The organism is Parabacteroides chongii (assembly GCF_029581355.1).
Lineage (GTDB): Bacteria > Bacteroidota > Bacteroidia > Bacteroidales > Tannerellaceae > Parabacteroides > Parabacteroides chongii.
Map to the genome: position 1 here is coordinate 1,346,476 of NZ_CP120849.1, position 17,844 is coordinate 1,364,319.

Sequence of the window (17,844 nt, forward strand, 5' to 3'; positions counted from 1 at the left end):
TGATGCTTCCTGCATTTGCCCAGGCACAACAAAGCGATCCGGTGGAAGACGCCTTATCGCGCCTGACACTCGAAGAGAAAGTAGCATTGACACACGCGCAATCCAAGTTTTGTTCGCCGGGAGTGGCTCGTCTGGGTATTCCTGAATTTTGGATGACCGATGGCCCTCACGGTATTCGTCCCGAAGTTTTATGGGATGAATGGGAGCAAGCCGGATGGACCAACGACTCTTGCGTGGCTTTCCCGGCACTGACCTGCCTGGCTGCTACCTGGAATCCGAAAATAGCTTTATTGTATGGAAAGAGTATCGGGGAAGAAGCCCGCTACCGTAACAAAACAGTATTATTGGGCCCCGGCGTAAACATCTATCGCTCACCCTTGAACGGACGTAACTTCGAATATATGGGCGAAGACCCCTATCTGGCCGGAAAGATGGTAGTCCCCTATGTACAAGGCGTTCAACAAAATGGCGTGGCTGCCTGTGTGAAACATTATGCACTGAATAACCAGGAAGTAAACCGCCATACAACCAACGTCATTGTAGACGACCGTGCCCTGTATGAAATTTATCTGCCCGCTTTCAAAGCCGCTGTCCAGGAAGGGAAAGCCTGGGCAATCATGGGTTCTTACAACCTATACAAAGACCAGCACGGTTGCCATAACCAGTATCTGTTGAATGATATCCTGAAAGGCGAATGGGGTTTCGACGGCGTTGTCATTTCCGACTGGGGAGGCGTTCATAATACACAACAAGCCATAACCAACGGACTCGATATGGAGTTCGGTAGCTGGACCAACGGATTATCCAACGGGGCAAGTAACGCTTACGATAATTATTACCTGGCAGACCCCTATCTTCAGTTGATCCGGGAAGGCAAAGTCGGCACAAAAGAACTGGATGATAAGGTTAGACGTATCCTTCGCTTGGCTTATCGCACGAATATGGATAGAAACCGTCCTTACGGCTCACTTTGCTCGGATGCACATTTTGCCGCAGCCCGCCAAATCGGCGAAGAAGGTATCGTCTTATTGCAGAACAAGAATAATGTACTTCCTATCGACCTGAACCGTGCAAAGAAAATAGCCGTTATCGGTGAAAATGCCGTCAAGATGATGACCGTAGGCGGTGGTTCTTCTTCCCTGAAAGTGAAATACGAACTCTCTCCGCTGGATGGTATCCGCAAGCGAGTGGGCGACAAAGCCGAAGTCGTTTATGCACGTGGTTATGTAGGCGATCCGAGTGGTGAATACAATGGAGTAAAGTCCGGACAGGATCTGGAAGACAGCCGTTCGCCGGAGGAATTGATAGCCGAAGCCGTGGCTGTAGCCAGGGAGGCCGACTATGTGATCTTTATCGGCGGTCTGAACAAGAGTGCGCATCAGGACTGTGAGGATGCAGACCGCAAGGAACTGGGTCTATCTTACGGACAGGATCAGGTAATAGCTGCCCTGGCTCAGGCGAACAAAAACCTGATCATGGTTAATATTTCCGGAAATGCCATCGCCATGCCATGGGTGAAAGAAGTTCCGGCCATTGTACAGGCGTGGTATCTGGGCTCGGAAGCGGGAAATGCTATTGCTTCGGTATTGCTGGGAGATGTAAATCCATCCGGTAAGCTACCGTTCACTTTCCCTGTCTCTTTACAGGATGTAGGTGCACACCAGTTGGGCGAATATCCGGGTACTCCCAGAAACGACGGCAGCAACCTGGTAGACGAGAAGTACAACGAAAGTATCTTCGTCGGCTACCGTTGGGCGGACAAACAGAAAACCCGGCCGCTTTTCAGCTTTGGCCATGGCCTGAGTTACACGACATTCGAATACGGAAAAGTAACAGCCGATAAGAAAGCGATTGCAAAAGACGAACCTATCACGTTCACCCTAACCGTAAAAAACACAGGTGACCGCGAAGGGGCGGAAGTCGTACAGCTTTATATCAGCGACAAGAAATCATCCCTCCCCCGCCCCGTCAAGGAGCTGAAAGGTTTCCAAAAGGTTTACCTGCAGCCGGGAGAAGTAAAACAGGTATCTTTCACCATCGGTACGGATGCACTGAGCTTCTTTGACGACGGTAAGCACGAATGGGTTGCCGAACCGGGACAGTTCGAGACATTAGTGGGAGCTTCCTCAACCGATATTCGGGGAAAAGTTGTGTTTGAATTAAAATAGACAAGAAGAGGGAAGTTTGTTAAGCTTCCCTCTTCTTATTTTATCAAAGATATAATATCAATTTCCTGCCACAAAAGTATACACATTGCCACCGAAGTCGACAGCAATCAGTGCATTGCCTGAAACAGTTACCGAGCCGAATACCGGAGCACCTGTCGCATGTTTCCACACCAGTTTCCCGTCTTCTTTATTCACTCCGTAGATAGTTCCGTCGGAAGCACCTACATAGACTGTATTTCCTGCCAGTACCGGACTGGTTTCGATGGTGGCAGCCGGTTTACGGGAATAAGGAGAAGTGAAGACCAACGCGTCACCGGTTGCAAACTTCCATTTCAGCTCCAGTGTCTCGTTATCCAAAGCGATCAAACCGTCTTTAGCAGAGCCGAAGATGATTTCTTTATCCGTCAATAAAGGAGTAGAGGTAACATCCACGCTGAAAGGCAATTCCTTACGTACGATCACACGCCCGGTATTGGCTTCCAGGATAAAGAAAGACTTATCTGAAATCAAATACAATAAATTACCATGAACAGCAGCCGAGGCACCACGATTACGCAGACCGTTGGTGTTAGCAGTCCATTTTAATGCTCCGGTCTTCAGGTCGTTGCCATAAAGGGCATTCCATTGGGATGAGCCGATCAGCTTGTCACCTGCAACAGAGAAAGTTGTAGTTGTTCCTTCTCCCTGTCCCCAATCCTTATTCTGCCAAAGCACTTTACCGTCTTTCGTTTCGATAGCACATAGACCTTTACCTGTGCCGGCATAAACAATACCATCGGAGGCAACCAGACCTTCGATCAGAGCGGGCAGACCGTTTACAGGCAACTGTTTTTCCCAGCTAAGTTTACCACTCTCGGCATTAATAGCATACAAATAACCCTGTGCATCCTGTGCCAAAACCTGGCCGTTATCTATAACGATCGTATTCTTAATGGAGTTGCGCACCGGATATTTCCAGATCAGTTCACCGGTCTTACCGTCGAGGGCATATACATGAGCCTCCCCTTTCAGGTTCTCATCCACAGAAGCGATATAGATCTTTCCATTATAAACCAGAGGCGATGTCATATAAATATTTGCTCCTACATTCTTGATCCAGGCCATCTGTAAAGGCTGGTTCAATGCAGGCCCGGCAGGTGCGGCATGTTGAGGATTCTCCAACAGGTTCAGCCAGTTACCACCCAGTTCCACCTTCGCAGGAGCAGCATGATATGTAAAGGCACTTTCTGTTTCTGCCGTTTCCCCGTTATTGAAACGGGCTTTTATCTTTAAGGTAACAGCCTTTCCCTCCTGTTTGGCAGTCAAAGGGACTTCGGCATTCCAGCACCAGTCGGTAGCTTGTTGCAGTTTCTTGTTATTGAACAGGGCTTTTCCATCTACAAGACAGGTATAAGTTACCTCTTTTACCGGAGTTACCGATGAATAAGCATTCACAGCCAAAGGCACGGCACCCGAAGCCAATACAGGAACCTGTCCCTCTACCGGGGAAGCGATCTGAATCTGTTTATCCAGATAAGTATAACGAAGTTCAGAAACGAAATCTCCTTTCTTATCGACATGCAGCACACGGAAAGCACTGGTCGAGTGATCGATACCACCTTTATCTAATGTTGCCGTAGAAATAGAATATACATCTCCCTGCTTCTTCATATAGTTGATATGCCAGTGACCGTATACCCAGGCCTTCAGGTTATGTTCGTTCAGGTTGATCTGTTCCTGGTCGTTGATACCGAAAATAAACTGGTCGCCATACGTCAACAGGTCATGATTGAAAACGACGACCGGCTTACCTTGCGGAACCTGTGCCAGGTCGTTCTTCAGCCAGCGATAGACATCTTCCTTCGTATAACCGGGTTGATGATCGCCTCCTGCCATCGGAGTCACGATATAGTGCGTACTACCGGCATCGAAAGAATAATAAACAGGACCGTAGATATTTTCAAAAAGCTCCTCACCATATTTCCCTTTCACCAGATCATGGTTACCGATAGCATAAAACATCGGGCAGTCCATATTGGCAGTATTCATTATTTGGATATGTGCCTTCAAGCCTTTTTCATAGCAGATATCGCCTGTGTGCATAATAAAAGCAACCTGTTCATTGGCTGCATAGTCACGTACGTTATTTACCCAGTCGCCATGATTCTCCGTATTGAAAATCTCGGTATCGGCGATATGGACATATTTATGGCTACCGTCTTTTTTAATACCGCCGCTATAAGGCTGCAAACCGAACTCATACGCTTTCTGTTCGCCGTCGATACGAATATAATGCTTGTTATCCGTCTTATATCCTGAAGGAGTGGTGATAAAGATAAACCGTTCGCGGGGATGTCCCGGTAAAGAAAACGAACCGTCGGAAGTCGTTTTCACGACATTCAGTCCGTCGGAAACAGCAACACCAGCCATCGGTTTCTCTCCCTTATCAAAAACTCCGTTATTGTTCTTATCTACAAAGACTCGTCCAGTATAGGCTGCGCTGGCAGAGAATGCCACGCAGCTTAACAGGGCGATGTTCAGAAATGTTTTTTTCATGTGATTAATGTGTTATTTTGAAAGTTGTCAATACGAATCCATGATCGGAAGCATAGAAGAAATCATCTCCTTTGAAAGAGAATGTTTCGCCCAGGATATTATCATAGCATTGGGACTCAACCGCCTGTATCGTCTTACCCTGATAATAGATAAAGTCGATACGATCCTGACGGTTCACCGTTTCCAGCGAATCGGCATCTGTCAGCCAGGTCGTTCCGATGTTCTTCACCGGATCGGGATTAATCTCACGGAAACTGTCTTTGAAATTGGCAGCCTCCATCTCTTTAGATACCGTCCAGTTGACAACAGCGCCCCCATGATTATACATATCCTTGGTCGCTTCGGTCCAGTCCAGGTGAGAATGACTGTTGAAATCGCCCCCCATAATGACCGGAATGCTATCAGCCTCGGCTATCACCGGTTTCAGGACACCTAATATTTTACGAATCTCATCGTCACGTGTACCGGCATCGTCCCAAGCCAGTATTTCTTCTTCCGACTTGTCGGTAGGTGCCAGACGCATATCAGGCAGATAATGTATCCAAGTGTCAAACAAACGGACCGGTGTTCCATTCATATCTATTTCCACTCCTCCGAAATTGAATGTACCGATCACGTCAGGATAAGTATATTTCTTTACAATCGGGTAACGGCTGTAGATACAAAGATTATCGGAAATCAGATAATGTTCATACCCGAGCGAATCGGCAACCATAGGTGCTGCCCCATATGTTTCAACCATCAGGACAACATCAGCCTGACTTTTCTTCAATACGCCAATAATGCCGTCACAGGCTTTTTGACCATAGGTTTTTGAATGGCCGCCATGCCAGATATTCCAGGCAAGGACAGTGAGTTCTTGTTCTTTTTCCTGTTCGGAGCAGGAAGTAAACAGATTGAGAAGCAATATTGCCGACACAATACAAGCGAGAATCTGTGTTTTCATGTGTATAACTTATCGATATTAATATAATTCTACCACAAAGATAAAAAGATAAAAGCGATTCAAAAATATATCTCAAAAGTCTGTATCCGTTACAATGTCAGATACAGCTTTTGAGATATAAGAATAATTTATTTTACCTACAAGTAAAAGCGTGATGAATTATTGCTTCCAATATTGGTTCTGAACCAGATTCGGATTATAAATCAAGTCCTCTGTTGCAATCGGAGTATAGTAATATTTAGGTTCTATAAAATTCCAACGGCCAACCTGTGAAATCATACGGACATATCCCTTATTCCCATTGGTCAGCGAATAAGTATTGCCTTCCAATATTTCAACTTGCAGATTGTATTTATCCTTATCTTCCTGCGGAATAGCATCTGCATCAGCCTTTGTAGCAACAATGGCATAATCCGGTTGTCCATCGCCGGTTACATCCAGATAACCAGGTTCCAGATAAACGCCTTCCGGCACATTAGCCAGCAGTTTACCACAACCCCAACGTCTTAAATCACCATAACGGAAACCTTCACATGCCAGCTCAATACGGCGTTCGCGACGTATTTCATAAACAGCACCCTTTTGTGAAGAAGCGACATTCGAATAACGGTTAGCCTGTACCGGATCGATGTTACTCAACCAGTCGGCTAACGAAGCACGCGGCATGCCGACACGTTCACGCAACAGATTGATTGTCCGATCCACGTCGTCCTGTGTCAACTCGCCCAGTTCAGCTTTCGCTTCAGCATACATCAACAAAACTTCGGCATAACGAATCAGAGGAAGGTCTGTATAAGAATTACTCCAAGTGATTTGATCAGCCGTGCGAGGTGAGAACTTCACCTGCGGATAACCACCCATTGTCAACTTCGGACGATAGGCATCTACTTTGTCTGCCCGAACAAAGCCCGGTGTCATAAAAGTCTGTCGCATACGCGGGTCACGATTTTCAAACACTTCTGTGAACTTCTTAGTCGCATAACCCGGCACATCCTGGAAACGTTTTGTCTTTCCATCTTCCACCACCAGATAATCCTCCATCAAATCACGTGACATACTGGAGTTGAAGTCGAACAATGATCCTCCGGCATTATGAGTACGACCCAACGCCTTATCATAATCTTCGAAGATAATCATCTCTTTATTGCCACTCAAATCCTGGCTGCAGAACATTGCTTCATAAGCATCTATATCGCCAGACTTAGCAGTCGACAATTCGTACATACCCGAATCCATAATCTTTTGACAAGCATCTATCACCACCCGCAAAAAACGTTCGGAGTCATTCAGATTCAATTCCGGATGATATTTACGCCAGCAGCCTTCATCCAGGGCAATACGAGCCTGCATGGCCAAAGCGCCATTCTTAAACCAACGTGTCCGGCTAGTTCCGGCTGTCATATTATTAACGGCAAACTCCAAATCTGCCATGATAGAGTCTACAACCAAGGCGCGAGGATCTTGTGTCTTATAGAGCAAATCCTTGTCTGTTGTCTGCAAATCACGACTATACCAAGGCACATCCGAGAAGGACAAAACCTTGTCATAATACAATTTCGCACGGAACATACGAGCTAATCCGATATAATGGTTGATTTCCGTAGGATCGCCCTGTGCCTTACCGGTTCTGGCCAACATAAAATTGACATCCCGAATATCTTCCCAATCCCAGGTGCTCCGGTTATCTGGATTCACCTCGCCACGCATCATGCTGTAAATATCCTTACTTTCCGTATAAATCATATTATCGGAAGGAGCATCCGAGTAGCCGGAAGTAATCTTTTCATACAAACCGTTTGTATAGGCTTCCAAATCGCTTGTGTTGTTGAAAAATCCGTCTTCCGTGATTGAAGTTTCCGGATGTTTTTCCAAAAAAGAGTCGTTACATCCGCTTAAACCTAAAAGACCGATGCACCCGAACATCCATATTTTTATATTATTCTTGATCATAACTTATGTCTTGCTAAAATTAGAATGTAACATTTAAACCGAAAGAATAGGAGCGCTGCAACGGATAAATCTGTCCGCCCAAACATTCCGGATCCATCTTATAGTATTTGTAGAGACCAGTGATTTCACACAGGTTATCGCCGGAGAAGAAAACACGAAGGCGGCTGATATTAACCTTTTCCACCCACTTCTGAGGAAGCGTATAACCAAACGTCAAGTTCTTCAGACGGGCATAGGCCGCATTTTGCAAATAACGTGTCTGCGGAATAGCCAATCCTCTGTTAGCGACATAGGCCTGGTAAGACTTGACACGCGGGAAGAATCCATTCGGATTTTCTGTTGTCCAATGGTCGTTATAGTTACCGTACGTGAGATTTGTCCACGGATCATAATACATACCCCAGAAATACGGGTCGCGGGTCGGATAGTAATCCTTTTTCATAATACCCTGTATAAATATGCTGAAGTCGAATCCGTTCCAATCACCATTGGCTGTGAAACCGAAAGCATAACGGGCCTGATCATTACCGATAACCTTATAGTCACCATGGTCGGCCAATGTGTTGGCACCTTTATTGATCTTGCCGTCGCCGTTCAAGTCCTTATATTTGACATCACCCGGAGCCATAGGCGGCGTACCGGGATACGGATCGACTTCTGTATGGTCGGCACTGTTGTCAATATCTTCCTGAGAAGTAAAGAAACCATCATTCACCAATCCCCAGATTTCACCCCATTCTTTACCTACATAATGATCGCCTAAACTACCTGTTTCATTGGCATATTTTGTGATCTTAGAACGACTGTCGCCGATATTAAAGCTCGCGCCATAGTTGAACGGCTTGCCTGCCAGTTTAAACTGGTCACGCCAGCTGATTGTCAAATCCCAACCGGTAGTCTTCAAGTCGGCCGCATTTTCCAGCGGAACAGCCGTACCCAATACTGACGGCAGTTTCGCACCGCTTCTCAACATATCTTTCGTACGGCGGATATAACCATCGACAGTAGCCGTCAAGCGATTATTAAAGAAGTTGACATCCATACCCCAGTCGGAAGTCGTCACCGTTTCCCAAGTCAAATCGCCGGCTACCAACCCCGGAGAAGAAACATAGACAGGCTGTTTGCCATCCAATATGACTTTCGACTTATCGGAACCCATTGTTGCCAAATAAGGATAATAGTTGTCTTTCAGATATTGATTACCCAAACTACCGTAAGAAAAACGTAATTTCAGGAAGTTAACCACATCTCTAAGAGGCTCAAAGAAACCTTCCTGTGAAATGACCCATGCAGCAGATCCGGACGGGTTGAAAACAAAGCGGGAATCTGTCGGGAAACGTGAAGTGCCGTCATAACGGGCATTCACCGCCAGGATATAACGATTATCATACGTATAATTCAAACGGCCGAAAACACTTCGGAAAGACAATTCTCTGATACGTTGAGTAACAGTCATGTCGCCCGTAGCCAAATTAGGTGTAGGCAGTCCGTCTGTAATTAGCTCCTTTCGCTGGGCATACTCATAAGATTCACTCCAGCTTTCCTGGTTGTAACCCACCATAGCCGTGAAATCGTGCTTGTCATTAAACAACTTATGGAAAGTTGCATACGCATCGAAAGTAACCGTTGACGCTTCCGTATTATCGAAGAAAGCAGAAGAAACCGAGTTCTGATACAGAATAGGAGTTTCCGGACCTTTCCGGTAAGGAACAGACAATTGCGCACCGTCCTTATTGTTCCGGTTAGCGACATAGGCAAACGAACCGTTTACAAAAAGAACATCTTTAATAATGTCCAGCTTAGTCGTAAACTGCGTTGTCAAAGTAGTTTTGTTTTCTTTCTTACGTCCGCCTTCCGCAAAACGTCCCATGATAGCGGCGCCGTCTTCAGTATAAGAACCATCCGGATTCTTTATAGGTACCAGCGCATTACGACGGTTTACAGCCCAATAATAATCATCCCCCAAAAAGTAAGGAGCATCATAATCGGAAATTACCAAACTGGTATTATTACCCAACGTCCACCAATCAGTCAGTTTAAAATCCAGCTTGGAACGCAAATTGTATCGGTTAAACTTATCCGTCCCTTGCGAAACCATACCGTCCTGGAAGTTATAACCGGCAGAGAAATAGTAGTTCAAACGGTCGGTCTTTCCGGAGACATCGACAGTGTGGTTCGTTGAGAATGCCAGGTTCTTATAGGCTTCGCCAAACCAATCGGTCTGACCGAAATAAGCATAAGTTCCATCCGGCTTCAGGAAATAAGGGGATACGCTCGGATCAGACGAAACACGCTTCGCATATTCCAATTCTTCCTGGTTGTGATTCACACCCCACGGATAATAGAAATCATTACGCGCCGTTGCCACCGTATAAGGATCTGTAATCACCTCTGCCATACTACTCAACTTACGCATGGCAAAATTGTTACTATAATTAACGGTCAGTTTTTCCTGTCCGGCCGTCTTCGTTGTCACCAAGATAACACCAAACGCAGCACGTGAACCATAGATAGCTGCCGAAGCAGCATCTTTTAAGACTGAAATACTTCCAATATCGGAAGGATTCATACGGTTTAACTCTTCCGAGGTAGAGACAACGCCGTCAATAACAATTAACGGGTCACCACCATTGATAGAGGTTGTACCACGTATGTTAAAAGTAGGGGAGTCCGTTGCCTGACCGCTACCAATCGAAACAGTCATGTTAGCTACTGAACCCTGCAAGGCTTGTCCGACTGTCAGAACCGGACGGTTTTCCAGTACTTTTGTTGAAACAGTAGCCACAGCTCCGGACAAGTCCACTTTCTTCTGTGTACCATAACCGATAACGACAACTTCATCCAACGATTCGCTATCTTCACTCAAGGTAATATTCACTGCACTTTTCCCTTTCAATGCAATATCCTGTGTCCTATAACCGATATAAGAGACACTGATCGTCGCATTAGGATCCACATCCGACAACGAAAAATTACCATCTATATCCGTGATCCCCCCAATGGTTGTACCTTTCACCAATACATTCACACCGATCAGCGGTTCGCCGGTTGCATCTTTCACATTTCCTGTTACAGTAATCTTCTTTTGCTGCTGAGACTCAGCAGCAAAAGTAACAGATCTGTTACTTTTTTCGTTTCTACGTACAATAATCTGGCGATCATTGATAATATACTCAATATCTGTTCCTGCGAACATATTACTCAGTATTGTCTCAACCGTCTGGTTGTGAACGTCCACACTTACTTTCCTGTTCAAATTGATATTTGAACCGTGATACACAAAAATAAATTCACTGTTCTTTTCGATGTAATTAAATACATCTTTTACGGTCCGGTTGTTCATACGAACGGTCAATGTGGTTTGCTCCGCATAGGCCGATGCTGCGTAGATGGCAGATCCTCCATAACTAACCAGACATAAGGCTAAACATGCACTTTTAAGAAAATGAGCCGGTTTTCGGCTGAATTCTTCATTCTTTTTCATACATTTGTAATGTTTTTTCTTTGATACATAAATTAATAGATTAAACAAGAGACTTTAGAACCGAGTGATATGGCCGTATCGTTCGGTTCTTCTTTTTAATTTAATGTCTTTCACATAGGCATTTTATTTTGATATGATTATATTATTATTCGCATCTGTTTTATACTGAAGGAATAGGGACTGGCAGAGGATACTGATCACATCCTCCATATTTTCTCGCAAGTCCAGCTTCCCGGAAATGGGGATATTCCCAATCTCTTCATTATACCAAATCTTACGTCCGTAATAACGAGACAACCGGTCCAGCGTCTCTCCTACTTTCCGGTCACTTAACATCATCATGTTATCCTTCCAACAGATATATTCAAAAACATCTACCTCCTTTACATCCGTCCCTTTATCATTTATTTCAATCATTTGATTAGGAGAGAGTATAGATTTAGTATTCTTACCGGAGCTGACTTCTACCCGTCCATCGACCAAGACTACGGAAGCCGACGCATCTTCCTTATAAGCACAAACATTAAACTGTGTACCAAGCACTTTGACATCGAAGCCGTTCGCTTTGACAATAAATGGCCGCGAAGGGTCTTTCGCCACATCCAGATAAACCTCGCCTTCGACGATAATCTCCCTTTTATCTTTTTTGAATACAGCAGGATAGAAAACACGTGTACCGGCATTTACATACATCCGCGTTCCATCCGAAAAAGTAATGTCCGCCCTTCTGCCTTTTGGTACAATAATCTGGTTTATTTCTTCTTTTTTCTCTTTCCTATCTTCCGCCGTTTCTTTCTTTACAACGTGTTCTTCCACGTTCGACTTTCCTTCTGCATCGTATGTAATAGACGATTCGTCTTTCAGCTGCAACTTCTCTTTACTTTCAATCAGAACAATTTCATTACCGGACAAGGAAGATGTGTTATTTTCAAGCAAAGCTAGCGACATGGAAGAATCTTTATTTCCGTCTGTCCAAAAATAAAGACCGACAGAAAGAAGTACGGCTATTGAGGCTGCAACAGACCATATAAAGCGGGAGCGCAACCGGAATGAAGTATGTGGCCGACTCAAGCCAGCTTCTATCTCCTGCCAAGACGCCAATGCTTCCTGCCGACGATCGGGCTCTGCTTCATGTACTTTCCGGAGCAAGTCCTTACCGGCCTGTTCGAACGATTTCTTATCTGATATTTTTTGTTTTCTATTCACGAGTAACCTCTTTTTACTCCTATTACGGGAAAGAGTTCATTTGGTACTCACTTTTTTTGAATAAAATCAATTATTTTTTTGATATAATTTCCGAAGACTAGATAATGACCTGAATAGCAGATTTTTACTAGATTGATAATTTATTCCCATAATCTCGGCTATTTCATCATGCTTTAACTCATTCACGTAATACAAGTAAATAATCTCTTGTTGATGGGAAGATAATTGTGAAAAGGCCTGCATCAGATGTTTAGCTTGATTATCAGCCTCCGATTCATCAAAAGAAAGTAATGGCATCAGTTCGTCGGTCACGAACACTTCTTCATATAGGGAGATATCGTCGGTGGCTTTCTCTTTTTCGAGTGTATCATACAATTTATTACGTAAGGCTTTGATCAAGTACCCTTTCACGTTCGGAGTGGTGGAAAGAGACTGGTAGTTCTGAATTAGCTTTATGAAAATATCCTGGATGCAATCCTTTACTAAATCCTTATCCGAGACCAATTTGGAGCCATAATTATACAATAAAGAATAGAAGCGACAATAGATTTCTCTAAAAGCCTCTCTATCCCCTGTCAAACATAATCCCCATAATTTTTCATCGGATATTTGCATATAAATATCTACTTATATAATTATTGTAACAGTCTTTCAACAACAATTAGGGCGCAAAAATAAAAATGCATTATTACACTCATATTACATCAAAATTAAGTAAATATTAGTATCCGGATCATATAATTTCATAAGCTCATAAATAGTATTACACTCTTAACGCATCTACCTCTTTAAAAATAAAAGGTCGGAAATAATCCTGCTAGAATTAACAACCTCACGGATGCAAATATAGCTCATTTTGTATTACAATAGGTTAAATCGGGAAGAAGAATGTACGTCTTAAATTGTCATTAAAACTCCCCACTTATTTTCTTAAGTGGGGAATTTCCCCCATACTAGTGGGGAGTTATCCCCATTATAGTGGGTTCTTTTCCCCATTGCAGTGGGGAGAACTAAGTAGAAAAGGCTCTTCTACAAACTATTCAGGCACGGAATATATGAATTCCGTGCCTGAAAGAAAATGATTATAAGTCTTATTTATTTTACTTTGATATGATCGAACCCTTCCCCATACACACCGATAACGGCACTCTGTGAAACAAACGCTTCCGGATCTATATCTTTGATCAAACGGAAAATAGTAGTCGACTCCCGCTTTTTTGCCAATACGAACATCATCTTCACTCCGAGCCCTGTATACAAGCCGGTTCCGTCTATAACCGTTACACCCCGATGAAGATCTTTATTGATACGACGTCCTATCTCTTCATGTTTCTTGGAGATTATAAAAAATTGTACGGATTGACGGGCGCTATTCACAACCTGGTCGAGTACAAAGCTGGAAATATACAATGTTGCAAAACCATAAACCACCTTTTCCCAATCATGCAGGACAAAATAACTGGAAGAAATAATGATCATATCCGTCATCAGAATAACACGTCCCAGAGTAATATCCCTGTATTTGTTGATAATGGCAGCAATAATATCCGTACCACCGGAACTACCGTTAGCAGAAAATGCAATGCCGATACCGCTACCACAGAAGGAAGCACCGATAACACAGGCCATGAACGGTTGATTACCCAGTAAGTGCAAACCTGCTGTTGCACTCTGGATGATCGGCAGAATAGTCGTCATGACCAATACGGCAAAAATGGTCTTTACACTGAATTTCCAACCCAAGACAATCAGGGAAGCGATCAATAACCCGCCATTAATTGCAAAATACGTGTACTGGACATTCAGTCCGGTAGCCCAATACACAATAGAAGCAATACCCGGCACCCCTCCGGTAGTAATGTCGTTGGGCAAAAGAAAAACTGTCCACCCAATAGCATAAAAAAGCATGCCCAGAGCGATCATCAGATAATCGTGCAGCTCTCTCAGCATTAACTGCCTTGAGGTAATCGATAAAGTTGATTTCATTTCAAATGTTTATTTTATATCGTTATAATGATCACCATGCCTAAAAACAAATTTTGCAGCCTCACCAAAACGAAGCTGCAAAATTAATGAAGATTAAATCAATTTATCAGTATGATCCGATGAATTTATAAAAAAGGGATTGTTAAATTTCTATTACAATGGACCAGCCGGTCAGTAACTCCATTTATCATGCCATTCTATAATCGGTTGATCGCCCTCGAAACGGATAGGCAGCCAGATATAACGACCATCTATTGCATTGTCGGGAGTCCAGCGGTCACCCATATAAATGAATTGTCCCGGTTTACCGGGAGTCGGTAAAACATAGGTGCTTTGGGAATGGAAGGAGAGATCGGCATCAGCCCCTACAAACGGATTTTGCAGTTCTTCCCAGGGTCCCCAGATAGAAGATGCCACAGCCGAGCGTCCGGCATTCGGAGCCCATCCTGTACAACCGGACATGATCAGATAGTATTTCCCGTTACGTTTGAACATAGCCGGTGCTTCCATAAAACGACCCGGAAAGAAACGGGCATAGGTTCCGGAATAATTCGTATAGTCATCTGTCAACTGAGAAATATGTAAAGTACTGTTCTCTTCAGAAGAATAGATATGGTACGCTTTACCATCGTCATCTACAAAAAGATTCATATCACGCGCCATCTGTCCGCCTTCCATATCACGTCCGAGCAGATTCAGACTGTCCGGATGAGCAGGTAAACTACCACCGGTGAACTGGCTTCTATCCGATTCAGGAACGCCCTGTTTATGAATCTCCTGTACATTGATCGGCCAATGACCCGCATTAGGACGTACGGCACGAAGAAATTGATAAGGACCTGTCACCTTATCACTTACAGCAATACCGCTAAGTGCACCGGAGTATCCCGCCCCTTTCGGTTCCAGGTGAAACCACATTACATAATTGTTATTCTTCTTGTTATAGATCACTTTCGGACGTTCCAGGATACACCCCTCTGCAATGCTATGCGAAGGATCGTCTTTCACAACAGATAAAGCAACACCTTCGTCTTTCCAGTTATACAGGTCTTTGGAAGAATAACAATGAACACCGACCAGGGCATTATTACCGGCGGTTCCTTCCGTCTTATGTTCGCCAAACCAGTAATAAGTATCTCCGGCATAAAGGATACCTCCTCCATGAGCGTTAATATGCACACCTTGATTATCCGGCCATAGTTCTCCCGGAGTAAAAACTCCTCCTGACTGCTCCGTACCTGTTTTACTTTTACAACTCACAAAAGTAAAAGCAAACAACAATGCACATATCTGTATAAACCGAACTTTCTTCATACGGCTATACATCACAGATACGAATACATTTTTCAAGAGAAGCAATCTTATCCTCCTGGCGAGGCACAAATTCCTGACCGACAAATCCTTTATAGCCGGTTTCCACTATCGCTTTCATGATAGCCGGATAATAAAGTTCCTGTGTCTCATCGATCTCTGCACGTCCGGGGTTTCCTCCGGTATGGATATGGGAGAAATATTCGTGGTACTTCTGAATATTTTCAATGATATTGCCTTCCATAATCTGCATATGATAGATATCATACAGAAGTTTAAAGTTAGGAGAACCGATACGGCGGCACAGTTCCACCCCCCAAATAGTATGATCGCACTGATAGTCCTTATGTCCTACGCTATTCAGCAGCTCCATTGTCAGGACGACATTATGTTTCTCTGCCAACGGCATCAAGCGTTTCAATCCTTTCTCACAGTTTTCCCATCCCTGAAGATCTGTCAGTCCGTTCCGTTTGCCGGAGAAACAGATCAGATTAGTCAATCCCGCCTCAGCGACCATAGGAATAACCTGCTCGTAGCTGGCTACCAGTTCATCATGCAACTTGGGATCATTGAACCCGCGGTCGATACCCAGTCCGGCCCCCTGGCACATAGCCACAGTCAACCCGTGTTTTTGTACGACCGGCCAGTCCTTCGGATCAAGTAGTTCGATCGATTCAATCCCTATATTCTTGCATATTCCGCAAAACTCATCCAACGGATAGCTGCCGAAGCACCATTTACTAACGGAATGGCGGATATTACCTTTCAATGGTTCCTTTGTTTCTACTTTCTTCTTTTTCGCAGGATTGGCGGCATCCAGTCCGGATACGGCTAATGCAGCACCACCTACCAACGCGGTCTTAATGGCTGTTCTTCTTGAGATGTTTTCCATGTTATTCAGAATTGATAATTAATTTAGATGGTACAAATATAAGAAAAGAATCTATTTCAGCACCTTATCGATCCACGGTAACACCCATTCTTCTTTAAAATAATGATTCTTCGGATCGACATTGACCAGATCGAAATAGGTATCCCGATCGATACCCTCCGGAACTTCTTCTATTTGCTTCCGGTCTTTCGGATCGGCAAACTTCTTATAATGATAGAACGTGAAGTTATCCGGTTTACCTGCTATCCGATAGGCTTTACCGATCAGGTCGAAATCGCGGTCGAGGCCACCTTCCGTACAAATAACCGGACGGGGAGCCAAAGCCGCAACCAAATCGGGAAAGTCAAATTGCGTCAGAAAGCCAGGTATCAAATGCTCAATAGAATTCGGGAAAGGACGTGACCCTTTCGGATCCGGTTTCGTCATAACCAAAATCCTTTCGAGCGTACGACACAGGAAATCATTATAAACAAATGCATAGATGGACGGATCCAAAGCACCCAATACCATTAACGGTTCGGTCCCCAAAGAGAAACCGCTGACGATGATCCGCTCTTTATTCACAAAATCCTGTTCTTTCATCCAGTTCAGGACATTCCAATCCTGATAAGCGGTAAGTCCCAGATAACTCCATCCCATTTCCAGTAAAATACGGGATGTATTCAAATAATCAAAATAGCCGTTGTCTGAAAGCTCGGCGCAGGAGGTATTATCCACTGCAACAGCCACCAATCCTTTCTTCACATAATGTAAAGCCATAGCCCCCTTCTTTACAGGCTCGACAGGGAGTGAAGTCAATTCATAATCCCCTTCGGTTTCACCCGCCAGCCCTTCTTTGCTACCTCCAAATCCGGGTATGCAAAGCACAGCCGGAGCTTTATGACCGGCATCGACACCATCCGGAATCAAGACAAGATAAGGAACGACACTGCCCGGCAACGGATAGGACTCCCATTTCTCAATCCGATAGCCATCCCGCTGAACCGTTTTGATACAAACCGGAGCCGGTACATCCGACTGTTCCGGAAAATGCATCAACTCTTTCATTGCTGTACGCAGACCGGATTGCCATTCCTTAAACTCAGCAGGTGTAAAGGACGGATCAAAGGCATAAGCCGGTTTCATTTGCTTCAACATATACTGAACAGAACCTCTCGAACTCAGGAAACGTCCGTCCTTACGACCGGTAGTTATTCCTGAAAGAGCATCCGGATTGGAAGTTTGTCCCACTACCGGCAAAACCAGTAGCAGAGTAAATAAAGTAGTAATTATTTTGTACATGATATTATTCAGTTTAGTCTTTTATATGATTACCGTATGCGCTCGTATACGATGACCGTATCCCCCCACATACGACGGCCATATA

At 44.2% G+C, this 17,844-nt stretch carries 11 protein-coding genes; 1 reads left to right on the plus strand and 10 read right to left on the minus strand.

Translation table 11 applies throughout. The features are described from left to right. The first annotated feature begins 2 nt into the window (after positions 1-2). A complete protein-coding gene (locus tag P3L47_RS05320) occupies positions 3-2,168 on the plus strand; it encodes a glycoside hydrolase family 3 C-terminal domain-containing protein (RefSeq protein WP_277783669.1) in 2,166 nt (721 codons plus the stop codon). Between the two features lie 57 nt (positions 2,169-2,225). On the opposite strand, the gene P3L47_RS05325 is transcribed toward P3L47_RS05320, so the two are convergent. From P3L47_RS05325 to P3L47_RS05370, 10 genes are all read right to left on the minus strand, one after another. Beyond that, positions 2,226-4,703 (minus strand): outer membrane protein assembly factor BamB family protein, encoded by a 2,478-nt coding sequence (locus P3L47_RS05325; protein ID WP_277782924.1) that lies wholly within the window; start codon positions 4,701-4,703, stop codon positions 2,226-2,228. Positions 4,704-4,707: 4 nt separating this feature from the next. Beyond that, positions 4,708-5,649, minus strand: coding sequence for an endonuclease/exonuclease/phosphatase family protein (locus P3L47_RS05330; RefSeq protein WP_277782925.1), 942 nt, complete (start codon positions 5,647-5,649; stop codon positions 4,708-4,710). A gap of 159 nt (positions 5,650-5,808) precedes the next feature. After that, positions 5,809-7,599, minus strand: a complete 1,791-nt coding sequence (locus tag P3L47_RS05335; RefSeq protein WP_277782926.1) for a RagB/SusD family nutrient uptake outer membrane protein — start codon at positions 7,597-7,599, stop codon at positions 5,809-5,811. A gap of 19 nt (positions 7,600-7,618) precedes the next feature. Then, positions 7,619-11,083, minus strand: coding sequence for a TonB-dependent receptor (locus P3L47_RS05340; RefSeq protein ID WP_277782927.1), 3,465 nt, complete (start codon positions 11,081-11,083; stop codon positions 7,619-7,621). Positions 11,084-11,206: 123 nt separating this feature from the next. Then, positions 11,207-12,289, minus strand: a complete 1,083-nt coding sequence (locus tag P3L47_RS05345) for a FecR family protein (RefSeq protein WP_075559570.1) — start codon at positions 12,287-12,289, stop codon at positions 11,207-11,209. Between the two features lie 66 nt (positions 12,290-12,355). Beyond that, positions 12,356-12,904, minus strand: a complete 549-nt coding sequence (locus tag P3L47_RS05350) for an RNA polymerase sigma factor (protein WP_277782928.1) — start codon at positions 12,902-12,904, stop codon at positions 12,356-12,358. A 480-nt stretch (positions 12,905-13,384) separates the two neighbouring features. Further along, positions 13,385-14,275 (minus strand): YitT family protein, encoded by an 891-nt coding sequence (locus tag P3L47_RS05355; RefSeq protein ID WP_075559572.1) that lies wholly within the window; start codon positions 14,273-14,275, stop codon positions 13,385-13,387. A gap of 171 nt (positions 14,276-14,446) precedes the next feature. Beyond that, positions 14,447-15,589, minus strand: coding sequence for a glycoside hydrolase family 43 protein (locus tag P3L47_RS05360; RefSeq protein ID WP_277782929.1), 1,143 nt, complete (start codon positions 15,587-15,589; stop codon positions 14,447-14,449). Positions 15,590-15,593: 4 nt separating this feature from the next. Continuing rightward, positions 15,594-16,478 (minus strand): TIM barrel protein, encoded by an 885-nt coding sequence (locus P3L47_RS05365; RefSeq protein ID WP_075559573.1) that lies wholly within the window; start codon positions 16,476-16,478, stop codon positions 15,594-15,596. Positions 16,479-16,529: 51 nt separating this feature from the next. Then, on the minus strand, positions 16,530-17,759 hold the full coding sequence (locus tag P3L47_RS05370) for an alpha/beta hydrolase family protein (protein ID WP_277782930.1): 1,230 nt from the start codon (positions 17,757-17,759) through the stop codon (positions 16,530-16,532). Positions 17,760-17,844: the final 85 nt, after the last annotated feature.